This window comes from Myxococcus vastator, from assembly GCF_010894475.1.
Classification (GTDB): Bacteria; Myxococcota; Myxococcia; order Myxococcales; family Myxococcaceae; genus Myxococcus; species Myxococcus vastator.
On sequence record NZ_JAAIYB010000068.1, the window covers coordinates 1 to 24,652 of the forward strand.

General features: G+C 69.6%; 25 protein-coding genes. 15 read left to right on the plus strand and 10 right to left on the minus strand.

Translation table 11 applies throughout. The annotated features are described in order from the left end of the window. From G4D87_RS09665 to G4D87_RS09700, 8 genes are all read left to right on the plus strand, one after another. Positions 1–858, plus strand: an 858-nt coding sequence (locus G4D87_RS09665; protein WP_371928516.1) for an LA_2272 family surface repeat-containing protein, incomplete at its 5' end; no start/stop codon positions are given. Between the two features lie 90 nt (positions 859–948). Beyond that, positions 949–1,449, plus strand: a complete 501-nt coding sequence (locus G4D87_RS09670) for an RNA polymerase sigma factor (RefSeq protein ID WP_163781173.1) — start codon at positions 949–951, stop codon at positions 1,447–1,449. A gap of 18 nt (positions 1,450–1,467) precedes the next feature. Then, positions 1,468–2,412, plus strand: a complete 945-nt coding sequence (locus G4D87_RS09675; RefSeq protein WP_163781175.1) for a FecR family protein — start codon at positions 1,468–1,470, stop codon at positions 2,410–2,412. 127 nt (positions 2,413–2,539) lie between these two features. Next, on the plus strand, positions 2,540–5,191 hold the full coding sequence (locus G4D87_RS09680) for a TonB-dependent siderophore receptor (protein WP_163781177.1): 2,652 nt from the start codon (positions 2,540–2,542) through the stop codon (positions 5,189–5,191). Next, positions 5,188–5,478: a DUF3649 domain-containing protein gene (locus G4D87_RS09685; protein ID WP_163781179.1), complete on the plus strand. Its 291-nt coding sequence runs from the start codon at positions 5,188–5,190 to the stop codon at positions 5,476–5,478. The genes G4D87_RS09680 and G4D87_RS09685 overlap by 4 nt, the downstream gene beginning before the upstream one ends. Beyond that, positions 5,475–7,118, plus strand: coding sequence for a PepSY-associated TM helix domain-containing protein (locus tag G4D87_RS09690; RefSeq protein WP_205507502.1), 1,644 nt, complete (start codon positions 5,475–5,477; stop codon positions 7,116–7,118). Before G4D87_RS09685 ends, G4D87_RS09690 begins: the two co-directional genes overlap by 4 nt. Beyond that, positions 7,115–7,441 carry a DUF3325 domain-containing protein gene (locus tag G4D87_RS09695; protein WP_163781181.1) on the plus strand — a complete coding sequence of 109 codons (327 nt, stop codon included), beginning with the start codon at positions 7,115–7,117 and terminating at the stop codon, positions 7,439–7,441. The genes G4D87_RS09690 and G4D87_RS09695 overlap by 4 nt, the downstream gene beginning before the upstream one ends. 12 nt (positions 7,442–7,453) lie before the next feature. Continuing rightward, positions 7,454–8,197 (plus strand): DUF4198 domain-containing protein, encoded by a 744-nt coding sequence (locus tag G4D87_RS09700; RefSeq protein WP_163781183.1) that lies wholly within the window; start codon positions 7,454–7,456, stop codon positions 8,195–8,197. A gap of 58 nt (positions 8,198–8,255) precedes the next feature. Here the strand turns inward: G4D87_RS09700 and G4D87_RS09705 are convergent, their stop codons facing one another. Beyond that, positions 8,256–9,029 carry an alpha/beta fold hydrolase gene (locus G4D87_RS09705; protein WP_163781185.1) on the minus strand — a complete coding sequence of 258 codons (774 nt, stop codon included), beginning with the start codon at positions 9,027–9,029 and terminating at the stop codon, positions 8,256–8,258. 65 nt (positions 9,030–9,094) lie between these two features. On the opposite strand from G4D87_RS09705, the gene G4D87_RS09710 reads away from it, so the two are divergent. From G4D87_RS09710 to G4D87_RS09725, 4 genes are all read left to right on the plus strand, one after another. Then, the gene (locus tag G4D87_RS09710) at positions 9,095–9,706 is read left to right on the plus strand and encodes a nuclear transport factor 2 family protein (protein ID WP_371928518.1); all 612 of its coding nucleotides are present in this window, start codon (positions 9,095–9,097) and stop codon (positions 9,704–9,706) included. A gap of 803 nt (positions 9,707–10,509) precedes the next feature. Then, entirely contained in the window at positions 10,510–11,235 is a 726-nt protein-coding gene (locus tag G4D87_RS09715; RefSeq protein WP_338044926.1) for a DUF6310 domain-containing protein, read from the plus strand. Between the two features lies 1 nt (position 11,236). Then, positions 11,237–11,995 carry a DUF5953 family protein gene (locus G4D87_RS09720; protein ID WP_163781192.1) on the plus strand — a complete coding sequence of 253 codons (759 nt, stop codon included), beginning with the start codon at positions 11,237–11,239 and terminating at the stop codon, positions 11,993–11,995. Positions 11,996–12,188: 193 nt separating this feature from the next. Then, the gene (locus tag G4D87_RS09725) at positions 12,189–12,902 is read left to right on the plus strand and encodes an immunity 52 family protein (RefSeq protein ID WP_163781193.1); all 714 of its coding nucleotides are present in this window, start codon (positions 12,189–12,191) and stop codon (positions 12,900–12,902) included. Between the two features lie 76 nt (positions 12,903–12,978). Here G4D87_RS09725 and ureG read toward each other — a convergent pair whose 3' ends face one another. Genes ureG through G4D87_RS09750 form a run of 5 tightly spaced genes read right to left on the minus strand, consistent with a single transcriptional unit; the run spans position 12,979 to position 17,757 of the window. Then, a complete protein-coding gene (gene ureG, locus G4D87_RS09730) occupies positions 12,979–13,713 on the minus strand; it encodes an urease accessory protein UreG (RefSeq protein ID WP_163781195.1) in 735 nt (244 codons plus the stop codon). Between the two features lie 16 nt (positions 13,714–13,729). Further along, positions 13,730–14,392 (minus strand): urease accessory protein UreF, encoded by a 663-nt coding sequence (locus G4D87_RS09735; RefSeq protein ID WP_163781198.1) that lies wholly within the window; start codon positions 14,390–14,392, stop codon positions 13,730–13,732. 14 nt (positions 14,393–14,406) lie between these two features. Next, a complete protein-coding gene (ureC, locus tag G4D87_RS09740) occupies positions 14,407–16,122 on the minus strand; it encodes an urease subunit alpha (protein ID WP_163781200.1) in 1,716 nt (571 codons plus the stop codon). Further along, the gene (gene ureA / locus G4D87_RS09745; protein ID WP_163781202.1) at positions 16,119–16,886 is read right to left on the minus strand and encodes an urease subunit gamma; all 768 of its coding nucleotides are present in this window, start codon (positions 16,884–16,886) and stop codon (positions 16,119–16,121) included. Before ureA ends, ureC begins: the two co-directional genes overlap by 4 nt. A 46-nt stretch (positions 16,887–16,932) precedes the next feature. Next, positions 16,933–17,757 (minus strand): urease accessory protein UreD, encoded by an 825-nt coding sequence (locus tag G4D87_RS09750; RefSeq protein WP_163781221.1) that lies wholly within the window; start codon positions 17,755–17,757, stop codon positions 16,933–16,935. A gap of 179 nt (positions 17,758–17,936) precedes the next feature. On the opposite strand from G4D87_RS09750, the gene G4D87_RS09755 reads away from it, so the two are divergent. Beyond that, positions 17,937–19,028 (plus strand): saccharopine dehydrogenase NADP-binding domain-containing protein, encoded by a 1,092-nt coding sequence (locus tag G4D87_RS09755; protein WP_163781204.1) that lies wholly within the window; start codon positions 17,937–17,939, stop codon positions 19,026–19,028. After that, complete coding sequence (locus tag G4D87_RS09760) at positions 19,028–19,690, plus strand: TetR/AcrR family transcriptional regulator (RefSeq protein ID WP_163781206.1); 663 nt, start codon at positions 19,028–19,030, stop codon at positions 19,688–19,690. The genes G4D87_RS09755 and G4D87_RS09760 overlap by 1 nt, the downstream gene beginning before the upstream one ends. On the opposite strand, the gene G4D87_RS09765 is transcribed toward G4D87_RS09760, so the two are convergent. Continuing rightward, entirely contained in the window at positions 19,685–20,059 is a 375-nt protein-coding gene (locus G4D87_RS09765) for a PilZ domain-containing protein (protein WP_240358143.1), read from the minus strand. The two genes, G4D87_RS09760 and G4D87_RS09765, sit on opposite strands and share 6 nt — an antisense overlap. Before the next feature lie 392 nt (positions 20,060–20,451). On the opposite strand from G4D87_RS09765, the gene G4D87_RS09770 reads away from it, so the two are divergent. Continuing rightward, complete coding sequence (locus G4D87_RS09770; protein WP_163781210.1) at positions 20,452–21,273, plus strand: hypothetical protein; 822 nt, start codon at positions 20,452–20,454, stop codon at positions 21,271–21,273. Between the two features lie 65 nt (positions 21,274–21,338). Here G4D87_RS09770 and G4D87_RS09775 read toward each other — a convergent pair whose 3' ends face one another. From G4D87_RS09775 to G4D87_RS09785, 3 genes are all read right to left on the minus strand, one after another. Continuing rightward, a complete protein-coding gene (locus tag G4D87_RS09775; RefSeq protein WP_163781211.1) occupies positions 21,339–22,181 on the minus strand; it encodes a formyl transferase in 843 nt (280 codons plus the stop codon). Between the two features lie 2 nt (positions 22,182–22,183). After that, positions 22,184–23,377 carry a GNAT family N-acetyltransferase gene (locus G4D87_RS09780; protein WP_163781213.1) on the minus strand — a complete coding sequence of 398 codons (1,194 nt, stop codon included), beginning with the start codon at positions 23,375–23,377 and terminating at the stop codon, positions 22,184–22,186. Then, positions 23,374–24,652 (minus strand): GNAT family N-acetyltransferase (locus tag G4D87_RS09785; protein ID WP_240358144.1); only part of this gene is annotated, 1,279 nt, incomplete at its 5' end. The genes G4D87_RS09785 and G4D87_RS09780, both read right to left, overlap by 4 nt.

Sequence of the window (24,652 nt, forward strand, 5' to 3'; positions counted from 1 at the left end):
GCTCCAGGACGTCTTCGTCCGCGTGGTGGAGCGGCCGCGCCACAGGGCGGGGAGATTTTCGGTCTCCAGACGGCGTTCGGCGGCAACCTCGCCTTCAGTGGCGGCACGGGCGGGCAGGTGTCCGCCGTCTTCAACCTGGCCGAGCGGGACTTCACGGGCTTCCAGGTGAGCGCCACGGCGAACCGCGCGGCGGCGCGCCTTCGTGGCGTGCAGGCGGCCGTGGGCATCAACCTGGCGGAGCGGCTCGCGGGCGCGCAGGTGGGCCTCATCAACATCTCCGGGGACGTCACCGGCGCGCAGGTGGGCCTCATCAACGTGGCGGCCGAGGTGCGCGGCGTGCAACTGGGGCTCATCAACATCGCAGACGACGTGTCGGTGCCCCTTGGCCTCTTGAGCATCGTCCGCAAGGGGCGCTTCGTGCTGGAGCTCTCCGCCGACGACGTCATGCCCCTGTCGGTGGGCATCAAGTACGGGAGCCGGACTGTCTATGTACTGGCCACCACGGGCGTGGGGATTGGCGAGGACTCGCTGCGGACCTTCCTCAACCTGGGCTTGGGCGTTCACGTCCCGCTGGATGCCGCGGACCGCTACTCGCTGGACGTGGACCTGTCGTACGGGAGCTGGCAGCCGAACTTCTATGGCTCGGGGCCCAAGAACACGCTGTTCCGGATGCGCGCCACGCTGGGGTGGGAGCTCAAGCGGCGCTTCGCGCTCTTCGGCGGTGTGTCGCTCAACGCGTACGACCCGTCCTCCCAGGACGAGGACCGCGACGTGAGCTGGCTGCCGCAGTGGAAGCTGGGACGCGGCCCCGGCGGCGTCCGCATGTGGCCCGGCCTGTTGCTGGGCGTGCGTATCTGACACGCCGTGGGGTGAAGGTCTTTGATATTGCGATGCAGTATCAAAATTGCTATGACGCCGGAATCCCGCTGAGCCGCGAGCGCTGTTGCCTTGGCCGAGTTCGTCAAATCGTCATTCTTCGCCTATCGCAGGGAGCTCCAGGCCTTCCTGAAGCGGCGTCTGGGTGACCGGCACCTGGCCGCGGACCTGCTCCAGGACGTCTTCGTCCGCGTGGTGGAGCGGCCGCGCCACAGCGATGAGGAGAACGCTCGCGCCTACCTGTACCGGGTGGCCACCAACCTGGCGATTGACCACGAGCGGCAGTCCGCGCGGAGGGCCCAGGTGTTCGGAGGGATGGACGGGGCGGGCGCCACGCCGGACGGACACCCGGACGCGGACCGCGTCCTGGAGAGCCGGGCGCAGCTGGAGCGGGTGTACGCCGCGCTCTCGAGCCTGCCGCCGCTGACGCAGGAGATATTCCGGCTGGACCGGGTGGAGAACCTCACCTACCGGCAGGTGGCCGCGCGGCTCGACATCTCTGAAAGCTCCGTGCAGAAGCATCTGGCGCGCGCGCTCAGCCATGCGCTACGAGCGCTGGAGGACCCCGCCTGAATCGGGGGGGACGTCTCCATGCGCGCCAGGGACATCACCGAGGAGGCGGCGGAGTGGGTCATCCGCAGCCGCCAGCAGGACTTCGCGGACCCCTCCGCGTTGGCGGCGTGGTGCGCGGAAGACCCGCGCCACGCCGAGGCCTTCGAGCGAGCCCAGCGCCTGTGGACGTTGCTGGGCGCCGTGCCGCCGTCCAAGGTCCGCGCCAGGCCCCTGCGTGCGCCCCTGTCCCGCTCGCGCCGCGCGGCGCTGGGCGCCATGGCCGCGGGGCTCCTGGCGCTCCTGGGCGCGGTGCTGCTGCCGGAGCTCGCGGTGAGCCTGCGGGCGGACTTCCGCACGGGGCGCAACGAGCGGCTGGTGAAGGCGCTCGCGGATGGCACTCGCATCGAGCTCGACGCGTCCAGCGCCGTGCAGCTCGCCTTCGACGAACACGAGCGGCGGGTGGTGCTGCTGCGGGGACAGGCCTTCTTCCAGCCCGCGCCGGTGTCACCCGGTGAGTCGCGGCCCTTCGTCGTCGAGTGCCGCAACGGCGTCACCCGCGCGGTGGGGACGAGCTTCGTCGTCCACCAGTTGGAGCGCTCGGTGGACGTCGTCGCGGTGGAGCACACGGTGGAGGTGCGCACGCGAGGCGCCGCCGCGTCCTCCGGCTCGCGAACCCTGTCTCCCGGACAGGCCCTGCGCTACACCGATGATGGCCAGGTGGACGTCCGCTCGACGGTGGCGGCGCTCGCGACGCAGTGGCGTCAGGAGCGGTTCGTCCTGGACCGGGTCCAGCTGGCGGATGCCTGCGCGGTGCTGACCCGCTATCACGCCCGTCCCGTGCGGCTGCTGCGCAGGAGCCAGGCCGACCGACTGGTGAGCGGCGCCTTCGATACGCGCCAGCCTGACGAGGCCATCCGGATGATTGCCGACCGCTACGGCCTGCGTGTCGTCCAGGTGCCCCTGGCCGGCACCTTCCTGCTCTGAGCTTTTGTTTCAGAGGGAATTGTCACTTTTTTCGCGCGCCGATTACCGGATGGGTGGGCTCGTTCGTCTTACCTTTCGATTTTGAGAATGAGTTTCCTTCTCACTTGAGTTCATCGAGAGGTTTCGCTTGTCGCAGTCCGTTCTCCGAGTGCCGCCGCGCTTCGTGGCGCTGTCCCTGGTTTCCTTCATCAGCTTCGCCACCCCCGCGCTCGCGCGGCAGACGGAGGCTCCCGCGCAGGCGGAGCCTGTCCGGACGGTGGCCTTTTCGATTTCGCCGGGGGACCTGAACACGGGACTGCTGGCGTTCGCCGAGGCGAGCGGGCTGAAGCTCGTCTTCGACCCCGCGCCCATGTCGGGCCGGACGACGCCGGGCGTGTCAGGCACGCTGACGGTGCGTGAAGGGCTGACGCGGCTGCTGGCGGGCACGGGCTTTGGCTTCCGGCTGACGGCGGACACGGCCACCCTCATCGCGGGCGCTCCGGCGGAGCAGGCGCCCGCGTCGGCGCCCACCCCGGCGGCGGACGATACGGAGGTCTACCAGCTCAGCGGCATCACCGTGACGGACGACGCGCTCCGCGACGAGGACAGCTACGCGCCGCCGCCCTCGTCGGTCGCGACGAAGACGGAGCTGCCAGTCCGTCAGACGCCGTTCACCATCAACCAGGTCACCGAGGAAATCATCCGCGAGCGCGGTGACGTGAACATCTTCGAGACGCTGGAGGGGTTCGCGGGCGTGTCGACGGTCAGCTCCAACGCGGACATCGGGCAGGGCATCTCCCGCTCCATCAACGTGCGCGGCATGGACCTGGCGGGCTCCGGGCAGGTGCTCGTCAACGGCCAGCGCAGCTACAGCCTGGGCTCGCAGAACCGCAACGCGGACAACCTGGAGCGGGTGGAGCTGCTCCGCGGTCCGGCCGGCCTCTACTACGGCGCGTCGCAGCCCGGCGGCATCATCAACTACGTCTACAAGCGGCCTCAGGACAAGGCGCGCTACCAGCTCCTGGCGCGCACCGACAGCGCCGTCAGCTACGGCGGCACGTTGGATTTGACGGGGCCGCTGACGAAGGACGGCACGCTCCTCTACCGCGCGGTGGGCAACTACTCGCGCTACCAGGACGACCAGGACAACATCTTCTCCAACCCCATCAGCGGCATGGGCGCGGTGACGTGGAAGCCGTCGAGCGAGTTCACCACGAACCTCACGTACGAGTACTACCGCTTCTCGTCCGTGCCGGAGCAAGAGAACAACCGGCTGGATGCCGTCACGGGCGAGTACTTCCCGGTGCCGCGCGACTTCTTCTTCGGAAGCACGAACGACCGCGCCAATCGCGACTCGCACACCGTCGTGCTGAGCGCGGACTGGCGCCCGAGCGAGCGCGTGAAGGTGGCCGCGTACACGAACTTCCAGCGCTCCGACCAGTGGTACCAGAACACGCGCGTGGTGGGTGGTGGCCGAAACGGTGTTCCGTCCTCCGCGGACCCGGAGGGCAACGTGCCGCGCTACATCTCCCTGTCGCCGGACAACGAGTACAACAACATCTCGGCGGGCATGGACCTCTCCGGCCGGCTGGACACCTGGGGCGTGCGGCATGACTGGCTCCTGGGCGGCGGCGCGGGCCTGACGCGCACCCGCTCCGCGGCGATGCCTCCAGACATCGCCTGTCTCTATGGCCAGGGCACGGCGAACACGGCGACGTGCCCCGCGCCGCTGGAGCCGCGCTCGCTGGCGCCGCCCGACGTCAACCTGTTCGACCCGGACTACAGCGAATGGGGCTCGGCCTCGCTGCGGGAGCAGGGGCGGTTCATGGTCCCCTTCGCTCGCCGCGCTGACTACAACCTCTACCTGCAGGACGTGGCCACGCTGCCCAACGGGTCGACGCGCCTGATGGCGGCGGTGGGCTGGTCCCGCTTCGACAACCTGGGCCGGGGCTCCTACAACTGGGCCACGGGGCAGCGCGGCGCGGACACGCGGAGCGTCGCGAGCGCCTGGACGCCGCGGCTCGCGGTGATGCAGGACCTTGGCGACAGCGCGACCGTGTACGCGAGCTATGGCCAGAGCTTCAATCCGCAGGCGAGCCTCACGCTGGTCGACGAGGACGGCCAGGCGCTGCTCGACCCCGAGCGGGGCGTGCAGTACGAGGTGGGCTTCAAGCGGGACTTCTTCGACGGGGAGGGCCTGCTCCAGGTCTCGCTGTTCCGCATCGACAAGAAGAACGTGGCGCGCGCGGCGAACGTCGACACGTGCGACCCGAACCTCACCGACCCGGATGACGAGGGCTTCTGCTACTCGACGCTGGATGGGCTCCAGCGCTCGGACGGCGGGGAGGTCGAGCTGTCCGGCAACCTGACGTCGTGGTGGTCGGGCTCCATTGGCTACAGCTACCTGCAGGCGGAGGTGGTGGAGTCCAATGACCTGCCGAACCTGGGCAAGCAGTTGCCGTACATCCCGCGGCACAGCCTGTCGCTGTGGACGCGCTTCCGCATCCACGAGTGGAGCAACGGCAGCCGGCTGGGCCTGGGCGGCGGCGTGCGGGCGTACAGCAGCGTGACGAATGGCTACGACGCCGAGGGACTGACGGACGTGAACCCGGCCTACGCGCTGGTGAACGTGGGCGCGTTCTATTCGATGCCGCTGTCGACGAGCACGCTCAAGCTGTCGCTGAACGTCAACAACCTGCTCAACCAGACGTATTACGACCGGCGGCGGTACGCGACGAGCGGCACCATCGTCTATGGCAACGAGCGGCGCGCCTTCCTCACGGCGGAGTTCATGCTGTGAGCGGGCCTGTCACGGCGGGGCGGTGGAGCATCGCCTCGCGGGTGGCCGCGGCCATCTTCGGTGGGTATGCGCTGGCGGCGTTCTCCTCGGCGTCGCTGTCGCTGGCGGTGCCGATGGACAAGCGTGACGCGGTTCAACTGGGCGTCATGGTGGGCTTCCTGCTGTACGCGGGCGGAATCGTCTGGGCGTTCTCGACGAAGCGCGCCCGCGGCGCCTGGCTGGGCCTGAGCGTGGCGACGCTGCCGTTCCTGATTCTGTTCGGCGTGCTGCGGGGAGGTGCCGCGTGAAGGCGAACTTCCGTCAGTCCATGTCGTGGCTGCACACCTGGGCGGGGCTGCTGCTCGGGTGGTTGCTGTTCGCTGTGTTCCTCACGGGGACCATTGCCTACTTCCGCCAGGAGGTGACGCTCTGGATGCAGCCGGAGCTGCACGGCTCGGTGCCGTCGCCGCGCGCGGCGGAGCTGGGGCTCGCGAAGCTCGCGGAGGTCGCACCGGACGCGAGCAGCTGGACGGTGAACCTGCCGGCGGACCGCAACGAGACGCTCCGCGTTTCGTGGCGGGAGGCGGCCAGCGCTGAGCGCGACGCGGGGCGAGGTGGCGGTCGCGGCGAGGGGCTCATCCTGGACGCGTCCACCGGCGAGGTGCTGAAGCCCCGCGCCACGGCGGGTGGAAACTTCCTCTACCGCTTCCACTTCGAGCTGCATGCGATGCCGCGCGCCTGGGCGCGAACCCTCGTGGGCATCGCGACGCTCGTGATGTTCATCGCCATCATCAGCGGCATCATCACGCACCGCCGCTTCTTCATGGACTTCTTCACGTTCCGTCCGTCGAAGGGCCAGCGGAGCTGGCTGGACGCGCACAACGTGACGGCGGTGCTCGCGCTGCCGTTCCACATGATGATTACGTACTCGGGGCTCCTGCTGGTCGCCGCGAACCTCCTGCCCTGGTCGAGCCAGGTCATCTTCGGAGACAACCCGCGCGCGGCCATGGCGGCCGGCCGGGCCGCGGAGCAGAAGGAAGCCGAGGCCCTGAAGGCCGAGCTCGCGAAGCTGGGCGGCGGCACCAGTGTCCCCATTCCCCAGCTCATGGCGGAAGCGGAGCGGGAGTGGGGACAGCCCGTCAGCCGCATCACGGTGAGCGAGCCGGGCAAGCCTGGCTCCATCGTGGAGTTGCTGCCCACGCGCAATGACAGCCTGATTCTCGAAAGCGGCAGTGGGGGGCTCGGGGGCGTGAAGCTGGCGTTCGTCGCGAAGACGGGCGAGCGCCTGTCGCCGCCCGAGCCACGTGCTCGGTCCTTCGTCGGCGGGCTCCAGGCGTCGCTCGGGAGCTTGCACCGCGCGCGCTTCGCCTCGGTGAGGCTGCGCTGGGTGTTCTTCCTGGCGGGCGTGTGTGGAACGCTGATGATCGCCACGGGCCTGGTCCTCTGGAGCGTGAAGCGCGCGGAGAAGCGCAAGGGCGCCCGGGGGACGTTCGGTCACCGGCTGGTGGACCACCTCAACGTGGGCGCTGTCGCCGGACTGTGCGTGGCGGTCGCCGCGTACTTCTGGGCCAACCGCTTGCTGCCCGTGGACCTCGCGTCGCGAGGTGACCGGGAGATTCAGGTCTTCTTCGCGGTGTGGGCGCTGACCTGCCTGCATCCGCTCGCGCGGCCATTGCGGAGCGCGTGGCTGGAGCAGCTCGGGGCGGCGGGGCTGCTCTTCGTGGCCATTCCCGTGCTGAACGCGCTGACGACGGACAGTCACCTGGGCGTGACGATTCCGGCTGGCAAGTGGCTGATTGCGGGCTTCGACATCGTGGCGTTCGTCACGGGGCTCGCGATGCTGCATGCGGCCCGGAAGGTGTGGCGCCGTCGGCAGCCCGCCGCGCCGGTGGCGTCACGTCCCAGTCCTTCTGCGCCGCCCGCGGCGGCGGTGGCGGTGGAGTCATGATGGCGCTGACGACGCTTGCCTTGGCGTTTCTGTCCTTCGTGGCCTTCGCCACGGGGATGAACCGGCACCACGAACAGATGCGCAAGACGCGGCCGAGCCCTCGTGTGCGGCAGGTCTCCCGGGCGCTCGCCTGGGGCTTGTTGGTGCTGTCGCTCATCCCCTGTGTCACGGCCTATGGCGCCTCCATCGGACTGACGTGGTGGACGGGGCTCCTCACCGCCGCCGCTGTCTCGGTGGTGCTGCTGTTCACCTATCGCCCCACGGCGATTCCGGCCGTCTCCGCCGTCGTGGCGGTGCTCGTCCCGGTCTCCGCCCTGCTCTGAAGGAACGATGTGATGATGCGTAATCTACTGGGTGCCCTGGCCCTGCTGCTGCCGCTCACGGCGGCGCGGGCTCATGAGTTCATGGTCATTCCCAGCGCGGCGAAGGCGCCCGTTGGGCAGACGATGAAGGCCGCGCTGTTCATGACGGAGACGTTCATCTCGCCGGACCGGATGCCGCCCGCGGAGAACGTGACGCTGGAGTGGGTTCATGGGGACAAGCGCGAGCCGCTGAAGGTGACGCCCGCGGAGAAGCAGCTCGATGTGACAGTCGTCGTGCCGAAGGGAGCGTTCGCGCTGTCAGCGAGCCTGGTGCGCACGCGCATGGAGCGGCCGAAGGGGCCCAAGAAGGAGGAGGGCGCCGCAACGGAAGGCCGGATGACCCGGTCCGCTGCGTTCTCGAAGTCCTTCGTGAACCTGAAGCCGGAGTCGACGTTCTGGGCCCAGCCGGTGGGGAGCCGGTTGGAGCTGATTCCGCAGGCGAACCCCGCCACGTTGAAGACGGGGACGAAGCTTCAGGTGAAGGCGCTCTTCGATGGGAAGCCGGTGGCGGCGCTGGTGCAGGCGACGTTCGACCGGAAGGGCGAGCCCGGAAAGGGCTTCGCCGTGAAGACGCGCAGCGGTGACGACGGGCTCGCGGAGGTGACGCTGGACCGTCCGGGCCTGTGGGTCATCCGGGTGAAGCACGGCGTCGAGGAGGCCAAGGACGGCTACGCCTTCTACGCCGGCTCCGCGAACCTCACGCTTCGCGTCGAATAGCGAGCGTCCGCGCCTGGGGCATCCGTCCCCAGGCGCATCCTCCAGGTTCAGCCGCGGCTCAGCGCAGCCACGCCAACACCGCCTGCGGCGCTTCCACGTGGACGAAGTGCCCGGCCTCCGGCAGCGTCTCCACCGGGCAGCCCGCGGCCACCAGGCGCTCCACGTCCGCGTCGCTCACGTACTTCGAGCGGCCACCTCGGAGGCCCCGCGTGGGTGGCCCGTCCTGGCGCTCCACCGCCGCCCACAGGTCGGTGTCATTCACGCGCGAGTGCAGGTCCGCCAGCCCCTGCCGGTCGAAGCGCCAGCGCACGCCGTGCTCCTCCGTCACCAGGTTCATCAGCAGCCAGTCCGCCAGCGACTCCGACAAGCCGCGGCCCGTGAGCTCCGCGCGCATCGCCCGGCGGTTCTCCGCCTGGGCGGGGGCCTGGAGCAGGATGCCCAGCACCTTGCCACTCTCCGACAGGTCCCCCGGGACAGGCCCCGGGGCGATGTCGAGCAGCGACACGCTCCGGACGGCCTCCGGCACATTCAGGCTCGCCGCGAGCGTCACCCGTCCTCCCAGGGAATGCCCCACCCAGTCGAACGGGCCTTGGAACCCCTGCGCGCGCGCGGTGTCCACCACGTCCCGGGCCATGCTGTAGAGGTCCGAGTTCGCCGGCAGGGCAGGGGACGTCCCGTGCCCGGTGAGGTCCGGCAGGAGGATGCGCCGGCTCGGGTCCGCCGCGCTCCACGCCGCCGCCAGCGAGCGCAGGTTGCGCCCCGTGCCCAGGAAGCCGTGCAGCATCACCGTGGGTACATCGCCCTCACCCACCAGGAAGCTCTCGAGGACCATGCGATTCGTGCCTTTCTCTCCGCTCCGTTCGCCTTGACGCGGGGCGGGCCGTGCCGCTTCATACCTTGAACGCCCTGCCTGACGAGGTCTTCCGCGTGCCTACCGTTGCCTTGCTGTTCGTCGTGCTCGCCTCCACTCCCGCGAACACGGCCCCCGCAGACCCGAAGGCCGCCATCACCGCCGTGCTGGATGACTGGCACCAGGCCGCCGCCGCCGCGGACGAGGCGCGCTACTTCGGCCACTTCACCGAGGACGCGGTGTACCTGGGCACCGACGCCACCGAGCGTTGGTCTCGTGACGCGTTCCGCGCGTGGGCCAAGCCGTACTTCGCCAAGGGCAAGGCCTGGAACTTCAAGGCGACGTCGCGGCACATCGCCTTCTCGAAGGACGGCGCGGTGGCCTGGTTCGATGAGACGCTGGACACGCCCAACCTGGGACCCAGCCGCGGCAGCGGCGTGCTGGTGAAGGACGGCGGCACCTGGAAGATTGCGCAGTACAACCTCTCCATCCCCGTGCCCAACGACGTGCTGCCGGAGGTGAAGCGGCGCATCGAGCGGCACCTGGCCCGGGGCCAGAAGACGCCCGGGAAGTCGTCCACCTGGAAGGCGCCGCCCGCCAGGGTGCCCGCGCCTCAGACGCCTCCCATCAAGGAGAAGCTGCCCGCGCCGGCGAACTAGGAGCGTGTTTCAGTAAGGGGCAAGGGGCCGGGTAAAGAGCTCCCCGTTGCATCCAGGCCAACTGAGCCTGCCCCGCTGTCTCCGGGGGGCTGCGGTGGAAGGAATGTTCATTCCACGGGCGCCTCGGAGGGGGCCCTACAGCTACGCGGCCACCGTCGCGCCGTGCACCTTGCGCAGGTTGTGGGTGAGGCAGATGAGCGCCCACTCCCCACGCGCCTTCTCCAGCCCCCGCAGCTACGGTGCCTATTGGGTTTCGCGCTGGCCCTGAGAGTAGAAATGTAAAGCTGGCGGAGCTTGCTGAGGAGCTGACTGCCGAGCGATAGCTGTCGGCGCGGGACGCACGCTTGCCCCGGACTGGATGCAGGGGCGCCCTGGTGGGTGGGAAAACGAGCCGCTCGTCGCGTACCTGCTGCCGACAGGGTACGTCGCGGCCTATGGCGGCGTGCCGCTCGTCGGGGTCGCGTTCATCTGGGGTGGAAAGGTGTACCGCTGAGTTGCGGCGGCGCGGACAGGATGCACGCGGTTCTGGCTCCACAGGGGGCCGCGCTGTGAGACTCAGGCGCGTTCCGAGCACCTTTACTGGCGAGCGTGGCGGGCGGAACCCCATTCGTAAGGACGTGACCATGCGACTCCGCGCCTGCGCCGCACTTCTGCTCCTTCTCTCAGCCTGCGCTACGTCGGCGCCGAGCCGGAAAGGCTCAGCGGCCCGGAACCCGAGGGTCGCCAACCTCCAACGGGCCGCGACGTTGCCGTGGGCGGATGGCGGGCGATGCGTGGTGCGGGAGGCATCCAACGAATGGGCCGTGCTTGTGGAGCGGTGTTATCACGCGCTCGACCATGACCAGATCGAGTTTCGCGATGTCACGGGAAGATGCTCTGTCGCCTCTGCGGGTGCTGCTGCTATTGGATTGGGCGTCTGCATTCTGATGGCGCCGGAGATAATTGTTGGGGCTGTGGTTGTCGCTGGCGCAGTCGTGGTGGCAGTCGCCATCAAAGAGGAGTTGGATGCATACCGGAGAGCGTCTCGTGAGCAAGCCAAGCCCGAGACTCAAACGCGGCCATCCAATGAGCAGGAGCGTGTGACGCACCGAAAGCCCAAGCCCGAGTCATCAGGGCAGGACTGGTTCCCCCCGGCGCCGACCGATCCACTGGACCGAGAGCGCCGCCCCGAGTGCAGGCCCGTCCCAGTGCCGCAACGAGGTGGTAATGACCCTCACAATGAGTGTGCCGACAAAGTCCCGAACAACAGCTTCCCCGGCTGGGACGTGCTCGTCAATGGAAAGCAATTCGACGCGCTGGCGCTTGCTACGCGCACGCTGTGGGAAGTCAAGACTGATGATTTCGATATACACTCGCCTCGCTCACAAGCATTCTTTGCCAGAGTGAAATTGCCGGAGATACGACGCGAGGCCAAACTCGCAGCGGAATGTGGCTATGATTTCTTCGTTGGCGTCAAAAGCGCAGCGCACAAAGCCGCCTTGCTCCGACTCGTCCCCAGCCTCAACATCGTCGTCATGGATTGGTGCTGACGTGTCACCCATACAGAGTTCCCTACACCTTGCGGTCTATGCGCCTGCGCTGGTGGTCGACGATGGGCGTCCTCTCGCCATCGTCCATGGAATGGAGGGTGCGGTCCCCGGCCTGCGGCTGGGGTGGACGACTTCTGAAAAGGACGACCTCATTCCGTTGCCTCACCGCGACGAGTGGGTCGCGGCAGATAGGACAGACAATGGCTTTCCCTTCCTTTGCAACGATGACGACAACCGTGTCGTGACGCTTAGCGGGTGGGAAAATGCGATGGGCCTTGCCGCAATTGGGGTGCCTCATTTTGAAGTCCATGCGACGCTGCCACAGGATGCAGTCGGAATCGCAGCGGCAGCGGATGCGCTGGAAGCCGTAGCGGAGAGCGCACGTGCGTTCTGGGGGCGCGCGCTGCCGTCTGGCGTCGCCGATACAGTGGCGCAGCAGTATCGCCACCCCGGGGATGAGCGGCCTGTTCCGCCTCAGGGGCTGCCTTGGCTCAAGCACTCATGGGACATCCCCGCGCCTGAGATTCCGCACTACCTCGGGTGGCTGAACTACTGGTCGGATGCTGCCGCCCGCGCCATCGGGTTCCCGGACCCTGCCCGCGACGCAGAGCTGCTCTCACGGGCGCGGCGAACGGCATCGGGCGGATGGGTCGTGCGGCTCACGGACGCGCCGCTCGACCTGGACAACCCCACCCACCTGGACGCGCTTAAGCGGGCCTACGAGCGCTTCCCGGCGATTGGGGGGCGCTCGGCGCCATGACTCCTCTGGTCGGGGCGCCCCTGCGCGTGCCGGCGATGGTGGGGTGACCATCTCAACTGCCGGATACGAAATGTCTCACTCACGTTGGCAGAGAGGGGAGGCCGCGGATTTTGTCCGCGAGTTATTCAGAACCGAAGGTCTCGGTAGGATCCGCGTCGTATACACGCCGCCGCTCCCATGGGTGAGGTACCAGATGACCGAAAAATACTACGCTGGCGCCTATTGGCCCGGACGACGTGAGCCGGTGGAAGAATACGCTCGACGTGCTGGAACCTTCTTCCGAAGGTTGGCCCCCTTGGACGGAGCCGTTTCGCAGTGGTTCGAGCAAGCAAGCTCTCTGGAAGAAGCTCGAAATCGTCGGTTCGAACCCGACGAAAAGACCCTGCTGGGTCTGTTCGACAAGGAGAAATACCAACAGGGGGCTGGTGACGTTTCCTTCGCGGCTTGGAACGGCGTGGTCGAGGGCAACAGTGTGGCGAGCCTCTCTTGCGGTTCGCGCTCGTGCCATGTGGTGGATCGCTGCACCCTCACACTTCCACCGAATGGACCCGTTGCGGAGCGCCTCCTCTCCTCCCGCATTCTCTCCCAGGTCGTGAGTGCGCTGGCGCTGGCCTGGGACCCGGAATGGGGCATCGCCACATCCGTCACCCATCGGGACAGTTCTTCCGAGTTTGCGGATCCGGGCACGTTCGTTGGGTGGGTGACCTACCTCGCGCGGCATCGAGGCCCGCTGCCTCCCCTTCCTCCTCCGGTGCGCATCGAGCCGGTAGGGGACAAGGGCACCATCCTCGTTCTCACGCCCGAGCGCTTCATGGCCAGCAATCCGGAGCATGTGGCGCTGGCTGAGCGGGTGCGAGCGCTGCTGGACCGAGCGGGACTGTTGAAGCCGCTCCAGGCCCAACCGTAGGACGCGAGAGGGGCCGGGTCATCCGCTGCCCGGGCCCTGACACGCGCCCGGGTCGGTCCGAGATGGCCGCGTGACGTCAGGCCCCCCGAGCCCCGGTGCGCTGCCTCCACGCGCCGAGGATGTGCTCGGCTATCGCGTCCACGCCCACGTCCTGGGTGACCTGGGTGAAGACGAAGGGCCCGTCGCCACGCATCTTCCGCGCGTCACGGTCCATGACCCCCAGGTCCGCGCCGACATACGGCGCCAGGTCCGTCTTGTTGATGACCAGCAGGTCGGACTGGGTGATGCCGGGGCCGCCCTTGCGCGGCACCTTGTCCCCGCCGGCCACGTCGATGACATAGACGGTGTAGTCCGCCAGCTCGCGGCTGTACTGCGCCGCCAGGTTGTCGCCGCCGCTCTCGACGATGAGCAGCTCCGGCGACAGCGCCTCCATCAGTTGCTCCAGCGCCAACAGGTTGTGGCTGATGTCCTCGCGGATGGCCGCGTGGGGGCAGCCGCCCGTCTCCACCGCCTTGATACGGTCCGGGGACAGCGCTTGGTGGCGGACGAGGAACTCCGCGTCCTCCTGGGTGAAGATGTCGTTGGTGACGACGCCCAGGCGGTGGCGCTCGCGCAGCTTGCGGCACAGCGCCAGCACCAGCGCCGTCTTCCCGCTGCCCACCGGCCCGCCAATGCCAATGGTGAAGGCGCGGGCCTTGTAGTCGCGCCGCTGGGGCTCCTCGCGCTCGTGGTAGTGGCCCGGGTGGTCCCACTCCTCGTGCTCGTGGTCAGGGTCGTCGTCGTGTCCGTGGCCGCGGTGGTCGTCGTGCATGTGCGCTTCACCTCACTCAGGACTGGAACAGCCTGGAATAGAGCCGGTCGTGCGTGGCGCCGAACAAGTCGAGCAGGGGAGATGGCTGCGCCAGCGCCTCCACCCCCAGCCCCGCGCACTGCGCCAGCACTTCGTCCAGCAGGGGCGTGGCCTGGTGCTGGAGTTGGTGGGACTCATGCGTGCCCGCGATGCCCAGCCGCACCGCCGCGGACAGCGCGCCCCTCAAGGTGAGGGACAGGAAGAGCTGCTGCGCGTCCTCCCGTGACACGTCCAGCGCGTGCAACACCGCTCCGAACGCGGGCGCATGGTGGAAGCGCAGCCCCGCGGCGCGGGCCGCCTCGCGCACCGGCGTCACTGGCCGGGGAAAGATGCGCGCGCAGGTGTCCAGGAAGGCCCGGCCCTGCGTGCGGCTGGCGCGGTTGGCCATGTGACTGGAGAGAAACGCCTCCGCGCGTGCGTCCAAGGCGGGCAGCGACGAGGGCTCCCGGTGCGCGGCGCTCAAGAGCGGCAGCGCGCCCTGGCCCGTCTGCCACAGCAGGTCCCGCACGAAGCGCCGCAGCTCCGCGGGGCCGCGCACCTCGCCCAGCTGCACCGCGGCCTCCAGCCCGCCGGAGTGCGCGAAGCCGCCGGTGGGAAAGCCGGAGTCCGAAAGCTGCAACACCCGCCACGTCGAGCCCATGCGGCGCGTCCCTCTCAGAACAACGAATAGAGCTGGGCCAGGGGCAGGCTCCTGGCGGGCTCGCAGCGAAGCAGCTCGCCGTCCGCGCGGACCTCGTAGGTCTCCGGGTCCACGGTGAGGGTGGGCAGCGCGTCGTTGAGCTTCATGTCCTTCTTGCCCAGGGCGCGGCAGCCGCTCACCGCGACCAGCCGCTTGGTGAGCCCCAGCTCCTTCACCGTGCCCTCGGCGAAGGCGCGGCCGGAGATGAAGGCCACGCTGGTGGCGCCTGTCGCGCGGCCTCGGGCGCCGAACATCGGCCGCATCATGTAGGGCTGCGGCGTGGGGATGGAGGCGTTGGCGTCCCCCATCTGCGCCCAGGCGATGAAGCCGCCCTTCACCACCAGCTCCGGCCGGATGCCGAAGAAGGCCGGGTTCCACAGCACCAGGTCCGCCAGCTTGCCCACCTCCACCGAGCCCACCTCGTGGGACAGGCCGTGGGCGATGGCGGGGTTGATGGTGTACTTCGCCACGTAGCGGCGGATGCGGAGGTTGTCGTTGTCGCCGCGCTCCTCTGGCAACCGGCCGCGCTGCTCGCGCATCTTGTGCGCCGTCTGCCACGTCCGGCAGATGACCTCGCCCACGCGGCCCATGGCCTGGCTGTCGGAGGCCATGATGCTGATGGCGCCCAAATCATGGAGGATGTCCTCCGCGGCGATGGTCTCCCCCCGGATGCGGCTCTCCGCGAAGGCCACGTCCTCGGGAATCTCCCGGTCCAGGTGGTGACACACCATGAGCATGTCCAGGTGCTCATCCAGCGTGTTCACCGTGTACGGGCGCGTGGGGTTCGTCGAGCTGGGCAGCACGTTGGGCTCGCCGCACACGCGGATGATGTCCGGAGCGTGCCCGCCGCCCGCGCCCTCGGAGTGGTACGTGTGGATGGTGCGGCCCTTGAACGCGGCCAGCGAGTCATCCACGTAGCCGGACTCATTCAGCGTGTCCGTGTGGATGGTGACCTGGATGTCCTCGCCCTCGGCCAGGGTGAGGCAGGTGTCGATGGCCGCCGGCGTGGTGCCCCAGTCCTCGTGCAGCTTCAGGCCGATGGCGCCCGCGCGAACCTGCTCCACCAGGCCCTGCGGCAGGGACGTGTTGCCCTTGCCGGTGAGGCCGATGTTCAGCGGAAGCGTGTCCGTGGCCTCCAGCATCCGCTGGAGGTTCCACGCGCCCGGCGTGCAGGTGGTGGCCTTGGTGCCCGTGGCGGGCCCGGTGCCGCCGCCCACCCAGGTGGTGACGCCGCTGGCCAGCGCCTCGTCCGCCTGCTGGGGACAGATGAAGTGGATGTGCGTGTCCAGCGCGCCCGCGGTGACGATGAGGCCCTCACCGGAGATGGCCTCCGTGGTGACGCCCACCACCATGCCCGGTGTCACGCCCGCCATGACGTCCGGGTTGCCCGCCTTGCCGATGCCGGCGATGCGGCCGCCCTTGATGCCGATGTCCGCCTTGTAGATGCCCGTCCAGTCGAGGATGAGCGCGTTGGTGATGACGCAGTCGAGCGCGTCCGCGTCCCCCACGCCGGCTTGCTGGCCCATGCCCTCGCGCAGCACCTTGCCGCCGCCGAACTTGCACTCGTCGCCGTACACGGTGGCGTCGCGCTCCACCTCCGCCCAGAGCGCCGTGTCCCCCAGCCGCACCCGGTCTCCCGTGGTGGGGCCGAACATGTCCGCGTAGTGGCGGCGGTCCATCTTCCGGCTCATCCGCGCTCCTCCTCGTGGCCGAAGCCCTGGGCGCGCACCGCTTCCAATGCGCGCTCGCGGCCCTCCGGTGTCACCTCGCCGCTGCCCAGCGCGTTGCCGCCGCGCACCACCGCGCCGCCGGCGATGGCAACCAGCTGCACCGTCTTGCGCTCACCCGGCTCGAAGCGCACCGCGGTGCCCGCGGGGATGTCCAGCCGGCGGCCGTAGGCCCGGGCCCGGTCGAACACCAGCGCGCGGTTCGTTTCGAAGAAGGGGTAGTGGCTGCCCACCTGGATGGGCCGGTCGCCCCGGTGGGTGACGCTCACGGTGACGGTGTCGCGTCCCTCGTTGAGGAGGACGTCGCCCGGCCGCACGCGCACCTCGCCGGGGCGCCCTTCCGCCTGCGTGGCCGCGCCGAAGCGCTCCAGCGGGGGCACCGGGAGGAAGCTGCCGTACAGCGCGAGCGCCAGGTCGCCGTGCTCAGCCACCACGGGGTGGTGCACCGTCACCAGCTTGGAGCCGTCCGGGAAGGTGCCCTCCACCTGCACCTCCGCCAGCATCTCCGGCACGCCGTCCATCACCTGCGCGCGTCCCAGGAGCTGACGCCCCAGGTCCATCAGCTCGGCCACGCCCCGGCCGTCGCGGATGAACTCCAGGAGCTGCGTGGCGATGAGCGCCACCGCCTCCGGGTAGTTCAGCCGCACCCCGCGCGCGAGGCGCTTCTGGGCGAGGAAGCCGGCCTGATGCAGCAGCAGCTTGTCGACATCGCGAGGGGACAGGTGCACCCCACCAGCCTAGCGCACCGCGTCAACGGCTTCCAAGCGGACCCCGTCAGGCGCGGCGGGCCCAGGGGTCATCGCCCAACAGCGTGGGGAGGAAGGACAGCCACGCGTGTGTGGTGTGCAACAGCGCCTCGACGGAGACGGCCGCGGCCCGGAGGAGCAGGCCGTCCTCGCCCAGGGGGCTGACGGCGGGCACGAGCTCCGCGCGAGACGTCACCGGCAGCGCGGCGAGCCGGGCGGAGAGGGGCCCCTGGGCCTCCGCGAGCCTGGGGCCCACCAGCAGCACGGTGGCCAGCGCGTTGAAGCGGCCCAGGCGCTCGGGCAGCGCGCCATGCCGTGGGTCCAGCAGCCAGCGCTCGTCCACGAGCGCACGGCCGCCCACGGTGACGCGCAGGGTGGAGTCGTAGTGGGCGAAGGCCCACCGTTCGCCACTGGCGCCGCGACCGGAGGTGAGGACGTCCACGAGCACCAGCGAGGCGCCGGGCGCGAGCCGCACGTCCAGCGTCTGGGCATACCGGGCGCCGGCGAAGCACGCGGTGGGGTCCGGCACGAAGGCTAGCAGCGCGCCTTCCTCCACGCGGGCGGCCAGGTCGCTCCGGCAGCCTCGGGGCGAGCGGTAGACGCGGTTGGCGCCCTGGCTGGCCAGGAGCGCCGTGGCACCCGCGGCCACGTCCACCTCCAGGGAGACCTGGTCGCCGTCCACCAGGCCGCCGCCGAAGGAGCTGGTGTAGGCCCAGGCCGCGTGGCCGTGGTTCCGGGGCGTGAGCAGCCGCAGCGGGCTGTGCGCCAGCGCGGTGCGGACGACGGTGCGAGGACCGACGCGCTCGAAGGCGAGCCGCGCGCGCCCGGCCCTCGAGGGTTCAGCCACCGCCATCTGCTCGGACGCCCTCACGGGGGCAAGCCTGCGGCAGACGCGGCCGGAGCACAACGCCAGGGACGCGGCCCACCCCCCGGACACGGGGCCAGGGCGATTGTCGTGAAAATATAGGTCGAATGACCTAATAAATGTTTCGAGCGGCGTGGATGGCCCACGCCAGGCGGGTGGAGCGCGCAATGGTGTCTGGGGACAGTGTCGTTCTGGTGGGCGGTTACGGCGTGGTGGGGACGTGGCTCGCGCAGGTGCTGCGGGAGCGGCACCCGGCGCTCCCGCTGGTCATCGCGGGCCGTCGCCGCGAGCCCGCGGAGGCGCTGGCCCAGCGCTTGGGGAACGCGGAGGCGGCGGTGCTGGACGTGACGGCGCCCGACCCGCTGGCGTCCCTGTCCGGCCGGCCCAGGGCCGTGGTGTCGCTGGTGAATGACCCGGACGACGCGGTGCTGCGCTCGGCGGTCCGGCGAGGCGTGGCGGTGCTCGACATCACCCGCTGGACGTCGCGGGTGAAGGCGGCGGTGCTGCGGTTGTCGGGGACGCCCCCCCAGGCACCCGTCCTGCTCAGCTCCGCGTGGATGGCGGGGCTGGTGCCCCGGCTCGTCGCGGGCGCGGCGGAGCGGGTGGGGGGCGCCGAGCGCGTCGACGTGGGCATCCGCTTCGCCATGGCGGACCAGGCGGGCCCGGACTCGCTGGAGTACATGGACCGGTTGGGGATGGCCTTCGACATCACGGAGGGAGGGAGGGAGCGGCAGGTGTTGCCGCTGACGGACGGCCGGCGGGTGATGTTCTCGGATGGGCGGCCCACGCGGGTCTTCCGGCTCGACACGCCCGAGCAGGCCACGCTGCCGCTGGTGCTGGGCGCGCGCACGGTGTCGACGCGGCTGGGGTTCGACTCGGGCGCCGTCACCTGGCTGCTGGCGGCGTTCCAGCAGGTGGGGCTGCTCCGGCTGCTCCAGCATCCTCGCCTGACGTCCGTGCGGCGCGCGATGATGACCGGCAGCGGCACGGGCGGCGAGGCGGCGTGGGTGGCGGACGTGGAGGGCCCTCGCGGCGCGCTGCGCATCGAGGTGGTGGACCCGAAGGGCCAGGCCCACCTCACGGCGGTGGGCGCGGCGCTGGGGACGGAGCGGCTCCTGGGGTTGGATGGCGCGCCGCCTCCCGCCGCGGGCGTGTGGTTCCCGGAGCACGACGCGCGGATGGAGCAGACCCTGGAGGCCCTGCGCGCGTGCGGCGTCCAGGTGCGGCTCGAGGAGCCACGGCGCCAGGAGGCGGCCTGATGCCACGCGCCACGCGGGGGAAGCTGCCGTCGTCGAAGCCTCGCGAGGGGACCGCCGTCCACGCCAAGGGGACCGAACGCGTGGCGTCCATCCTGGATGCGGCCACCGACACCCTGGTGGATGAGGGCTATTCGGGGCTCACGCTGCGCCGGGTGGCGCAGCGGGCGGGGCTCAGCGTGGGCAACCTCCAGTACTACTTCCCCGCGAAGCAGGACGTGGTGCGGGCGCTGCTCGCGCGCTACCTGGAAGCGGCCAGCCAGCGGGTGCATGCGCGGGTGGAGGAAGGCGGCAGCGCGCCGGTGGAGAGGTTCCGGCGCGCGGTGGAGGCCCTGCTGGAGGACCAGGCGTCACCGCGGCATTGTCAGCTCTTCGCGGAGCTGTGGGCGCTCGCCGCGCGGGATGAGATGGTCGCGGACGCGCTCGCCGTCTTCTACGCGGGCTTCCGGGCGGGCGTCGTGGCGCTGCTGCGTGACCTGGCCCCCGGCCTCAGCCCGGCTCGCCTGGAGCGGCGCGCGGCGCTGGTGGTCGCCTTCCTGGAGGGGCTGTCCCTCTTCGGAGGGGGCGGCGCGCTCCGGAGGGCCTCGGTGTCGGGGTTGGAGCAGGAACTGCGCGCCGTGCTGGAGGAAGCCCTGAACGACGTCCCCGCCGCCGAGCGGCTATGAGTCGGCCGGGCCGCCCTCGTCATCCGTGACGAGCACCGACTTGAGCTTGTCCATGGCCAGCGGCGGTACGTCCGTGAAGGCCAGGCCGACTTCAAAGCGCGCCACCGCGTCCTTGGCGAGCTTGCGCGTCCAGGCCACCCGCGCCTTGCACTCCAGCGAGGTGCCGTCGCGCAGGAACAGGTCCAGCTCCAGCTCGGAGTCCTGGGTGTACAGCTCGTCGGAGTAGATGCGGATGCCGCCCAGGCTGGCGTCCAGCACCTGCTGCTTGTCCACGCGCCTCAGTCGCGCGGGCCGGGCGTAGAGCGGCGCCTCGAGCCGAGGAAAGCGGCGACGATCCGAGGGGGAGTCATTCACGCTTGCGCTGTTCATGTTCCAGCCTTCTCCGGGGGGATGTCCGGCCGGGCTCCCGGGCGACTGTGACGAAGCATAGGGGATATGACGGGTTGGTACGAAATCCCGGAACCCAGCCAGCCCGCAGCGCACACACCCAATGGGTGTCTCGTTGGACCCGTGCCCCGGGCTTCATGACGCCCGCGGGTCAGGCGCTCCTGGGCTGCCTGGGGTGTAACAGGGCCCGCCACAGGCGCCGGGTTTCTGTGACGCCGCGCGCTACGTCACGTGTTCGCGGGCGGGGTGGCCGGTGAGCCCGCACCGAGCGACGGCGCCGTCCGCGCCGCGCTGGCGCGCTGAGTGCAAACGCGGCCCCCGGGTCTCTTGCGGACCCGGCAGTCGTCCATCCCCCCACGAGAGGTTTTTCATCCATGAGCATCAAGCTGACGGGCCGCCTGATGGCGGCGGCACTCCTGAGTCTGACGGCCGCGGGTTGCCAGGGCGAGGAGTCCCAGCCCGCCGAGGCTGACGCGCTTTCGAACCAGGAAGCGCCCGTGAAGCAGCAGTGTGTCGATACCTTCGCCGGCATCACGAACTGCGCGACGGGCGGCGCGAAGGTCGCGCGCACGGAGACGGGCCTCAGCGTCACCGGCCTGGCGAACGCCGCGAGCGACGGCGTCTCCAGCAACTTCGCCGCCGCGACGCAGTGGGAGCAGAAGGCCGTCTTCCAGGACCTGGCCAAGGCCGGTCAGGGCTTTGCCCTGGCGGCGCGTGACGGCGAGCAGGTGGTCAGCACCATCCAGGTCGGCATCGGCGATGCGCCGGGCCGGGTGACGTTCCAGCCGCAGTTCACCGGCACGCCGGGCGGTTCGAACTACAGCGTGTACGTGTACAACGGTGGCCAGCTCCAGGGTCGGTATATCAACCGTGGCCTCTGGTTCCCGATGGACGCGTCCTGGTACGACATCCACATCCGCTTCACGCCCATCCACACGGGCTTCCGCAACCACACGTCCTTCGGCGCGCATGACCCCATCGCCTCGGGCGCCTGCGTGTGGGCCTTCCGCAGCGCGACGCCGGGCGCCTTCACGTTCAACTTCGACGGCCGCAGCGTCAGCGGCGACCACGTCGAGTTCGTCGAGGAGGTGGGCGACGGCCACTACCCGTACACCAGCTTCTCGGCCATCGACCTGACGGCCGCCGCGAGCTCCCTGAGCATCCAGAGCGAGTCCATCATCAGCCGCGGCAAGTAGTCCGCCGTCTGAAGCCTCCACGCCGGGCGGGAGTTGTTCCCGTCCGGCGTGTCGTCACCGCCGCGCTACGCCGCCAGCACGTCCTCGAAGGCGAGGATGCGGCGGAAGTCCGCCGCCCGCCAGAAGGTGTTCCCCTGGGCATGGAAGCGGCGCAGCTCCTCCCGCTCCGGCCAGGAGCGGTAGGGATGGCGCGCCCGGCTCACGTCAATGGGACGCGCGTCTGGCGTCTCTCCGCGCTCCAGCGCCTCCAGGTGCCGCTTGAGCAGGGCGATGCCCGCCGCGGTCGCCTTCGCCGTCAGCGCCAGGTGGGAATCGGCGGCCGTGCGGGTGAACGCGCTCTGGGCCAGCACGTCGCCCGCGTCGATGCGCGCGGTGGTGCGGTGGAGCGTCGTGCCAATCTCAGACACGCCGTTCAGCATGGCCTGGAAGACGGAGTCCACGCCGCGGAACTCCGGCAGCAGCGACGGGTGGATGTTCAGACAGCCATGGCGCGGCAGGCTGAGCAGCGGCTCCCGGATGATTTGGTCGCACATGCTGGTGAGGAACAGCTCCACCCCGTGCCGCTGAAGCTCGCTCACCGTGGCCGCTCCGGAGAAGTCATCACTGATGACCAGCGGAATGCCATACGTCTGGGAGAGCGCCTGGAAGCTCATCAGCCCCGAGGCGGGGATGCTGAAGGGCAGCGAGCCGCTCAGTCCGGCGAGCACGTTGTAGCCGGTGAAGCGCGGGCCGAACTGCTTCAGGAAGACAGGGAGCACCTGGGCCGGGGTGTAGCGCTTCTTCTGGAAGCGCAGGCCCCCCGCGGACAGGAGGATGCACGCGGGCACAAGCCCTGCTCGCCGCACCAGGGTGTTGGCGAAGTACAGGGACATGACGGAGGGAATGCAGCCGTAGGCGAAGCGGAGCATGGTCAGGCGGCCTGGTCAGTGGGGGGCTGCGAGTCGTCGTCGAACGTGGAGACGCGGAACTTCCGTCGCTCCTGCGGCTGCTTCTCGCTCAGCAGCGCGGGCAGCAGGGGGTTGAGCAGGGGACGCAGCCACGCGGACTGGATGCGGGCGGCCATCGTCATGCCCTCCAGCTCCGCGCCCACCGTCTGCTTCACGAAGTAGCTGGTGAGGCCCAGGTCCACCACGCGGCACCCGGTGCGCGCCGCGTGCTCGATTTCCTTCCACATCATCAGGTAGTAGGCCGGCGTGCCTTCCGTCCGGGCGTAGTCCATGCCGATGCAGAAGGGGTTGTTGATGCCGCCCCCGGTGCCCGTGAGGATGAAGGCAATCAGGTGCCCCGCCGAATCCCTCAGCGTGAGGAAGCTGCTGGTGGTGGGCATCCGCTCCGCGATGGTCTCGAAGAAGGCCCGGGGGAACGGGTTGCGCTTGAACTCCGAGGCGCCCTCGTGGACCTGGAGGTAGAGCGGGTAGCACTCGTCCAGGAGGGGGCGGAAGTCCTGCACCCGCTCCACCTGGAAGCCCAGCGCCTCCGCGTCCTTCAGCTTCTTGCGCAGGTTCTGCCGCGACTTCTTCTTCAGCCGCTGGAAGTGGGCCTCGCTGCTCAGCCCGTCCAGCGTCACCGTGGCCATGGGGTGGTTAGCCACCTGCTTGAAGCCTCGCTGGAGGAACCACGACTCCAGGCGCACGTCCTCGGGCAGGGCCTCCATGAAGTCGCGCACCAGCAGCAGCGCGGCGTCGCCACACACCTCGTCGCAAGCGGCGAGCAGCGCCCGCGCGAAGTCATGCTCGGACACGCGCTGCGCGTCGTACCACCAGTGGCGCTCCGCTGTTTCGAAGGTGCCCACCATGCCCAGGCCCAGCGACAGGAAGCCGGGCAGCACCTTGCGCACGCCCTTGGCCAGCGTGCCCACCTGCTCTGGCAGCAGCAGGCTCAAGTCCAGCCGCTCCTCGGTGATGACCGCCAGTCCGACGACCTCCGCGCCCTGCGACACGATGAGGTAGCCGAACTTCCGCTCCGGGAACGAGTCCTCCAGGCAGGAGAGGAACGCGGCGCTCTTGAAGGGGTGTCCCCGCGCCACCTTGTCGTCCCACAGCGCCTGGGGCACGTCCTGGATGCGGGGGACGACCTTCGTGGTGATGCCCGCCTTCGCCGTCATTCGTCGCCCTCCGTGTCCAGCCGCTCGAAGTGGATGCCATGGCGGGCCAGGCCGTCGTCGTTCTCCTTCATGTCCCGGAACACGCGCTGCGAGCGGGGCAGGGGCGTGGGCGGGAAGAGCTCCGCGCCGAAGCGCTTCAGCAGCGCGTCCAGCACCGGGTTGGTGTGGTGCACGGCCAGGTACAGCCGGTCCACCACCGCGCCGATGCTGGCCTTCACCGCGTAGCTCGTCTGCCCCAGCTGCACCACCGACTTGCCCTGGGACTCCAGCACCTCCACGATTTTGTAGATGCTGTTGAAGTACAGCGCGCCCTCGTCGCGGAGGCTGTAGTCCAGGCCCAGGTAGATGGGGTGGACCCACTCCGCGTCCTTGAGGAACAGCTCGAAGGACACCAGCCGCTCGCCCTTGAAGCACAGCAGCGCGAAGACGCGCTCACCCAGGCGCTGGGGGAGCTGGGCGAAGAAGTCCACGCTGAGCGTCTCGAAGCGAATCTTCGAGCGGTTGAGGACCTGCAGGTACAGCGGGTGCATCTGCGCGGCGTACCGTGAGAAGTCGGAGACGGTCTCCCAGCGCATGCCCGCCTCCTGCACGCGGGCCATGCGGTTGTTCATCAGGGAGCGGTACTTCTTGCGCAGCCGGTCCTTGAAGGTGCTCTTCCCCGGCTCGCCCAGGTACAGGTAGGTGGTGGCCGCGCTCTCCACGAAGTTGAAGCGTGGGGACAGCACGTCCTTCACCTCGGGCAGCTTCTGGGAGGTGAGCTCCTTCATGAAGACCAGGCCCAGCTTCAGGTGCCGGGCGCGGGCAATCACCTCGCGGGAGATGGCGCGCAGCACGTCGTCACGCCGCGCCTTCGGCAGGTCCGCGCGAATGCCCAGCAGGTCCTTGCAGATGGCGATGGGCGTTCCGATGACGAACGCGTTCAGGAAGAGGAAGTCCGGGAACGCGCGGCGGACCTGGGACACCACCTTGTTGACGTTCTCCGGGGCGATGACGGTCAGCGACATCCGGAAGCGGAAGCAGGGGACGATGGCCACCACCGCGCCCTCGCTCCGGAGGACCAGGTAGTGGAACTGCACGTCCTCGATGCTGGCGGCCTCGGTGGCCTGGTGCAGCTCGAAGGACTGCATCACGTCGGTGGGAGGGAAGCAGGTGTGCCAGTCCTCCCGGCCAAGGTCGTTGATGGAGCCGACCCAGCGCACGTCGAGGGGGCGCGGGAAGGTGTGGAAGGCGGGAGCGCCTCCGGTGACGGGTGCGGACGCGGTCATGTCTTTCGGG

Excerpts from the sequence above, each read along its gene's own strand:
- G4D87_RS09675 (WP_163781175.1), top strand. The coding sequence starts at position 1,468 with ATGCGCGCCAGGGACATCACCGAGGAGGCGGCGGAGTGGGTCATCCGC.
- G4D87_RS09695 (WP_163781181.1), top strand. The coding sequence starts at position 7,115 with ATGATGGCGCTGACGACGCTTGCCTTGGCGTTTCTGTCCTTCGTGGCC.
- G4D87_RS09700 (WP_163781183.1), top strand. The coding sequence starts at position 7,454 with ATGATGCGTAATCTACTGGGTGCCCTGGCCCTGCTGCTGCCGCTCACG.
- G4D87_RS09705 (WP_163781185.1), bottom strand. The coding sequence starts at position 9,029 with ATGGTCCTCGAGAGCTTCCTGGTGGGTGAGGGCGATGTACCCACGGTG.
- G4D87_RS09725 (WP_163781193.1), top strand. The coding sequence starts at position 12,189 with ATGACCGAAAAATACTACGCTGGCGCCTATTGGCCCGGACGACGTGAG.
- ureG (WP_163781195.1), bottom strand. The coding sequence starts at position 13,713 with ATGCACGACGACCACCGCGGCCACGGACACGACGACGACCCTGACCAC.
- G4D87_RS09735 (WP_163781198.1), bottom strand. The coding sequence starts at position 14,392 with ATGGGCTCGACGTGGCGGGTGTTGCAGCTTTCGGACTCCGGCTTTCCC.
- ureC (WP_163781200.1), bottom strand. The coding sequence starts at position 16,122 with ATGAGCCGGAAGATGGACCGCCGCCACTACGCGGACATGTTCGGCCCC.
- G4D87_RS09750 (WP_163781221.1), bottom strand. The coding sequence starts at position 17,757 with ATGGCGGTGGCTGAACCCTCGAGGGCCGGGCGCGCGCGGCTCGCCTTC.
- G4D87_RS09755 (WP_163781204.1), top strand. The coding sequence starts at position 17,937 with ATGGTGTCTGGGGACAGTGTCGTTCTGGTGGGCGGTTACGGCGTGGTG.
- G4D87_RS09760 (WP_163781206.1), top strand. The coding sequence starts at position 19,028 with ATGCCACGCGCCACGCGGGGGAAGCTGCCGTCGTCGAAGCCTCGCGAG.
- G4D87_RS09765 (WP_240358143.1), bottom strand. The coding sequence starts at position 20,059 with ATGAACAGCGCAAGCGTGAATGACTCCCCCTCGGATCGTCGCCGCTTT.
- G4D87_RS09770 (WP_163781210.1), top strand. The coding sequence starts at position 20,452 with ATGAGCATCAAGCTGACGGGCCGCCTGATGGCGGCGGCACTCCTGAGT.
- G4D87_RS09775 (WP_163781211.1), bottom strand. The coding sequence starts at position 22,181 with ATGCTCCGCTTCGCCTACGGCTGCATTCCCTCCGTCATGTCCCTGTAC.
- G4D87_RS09780 (WP_163781213.1), bottom strand. The coding sequence starts at position 23,377 with ATGACGGCGAAGGCGGGCATCACCACGAAGGTCGTCCCCCGCATCCAG.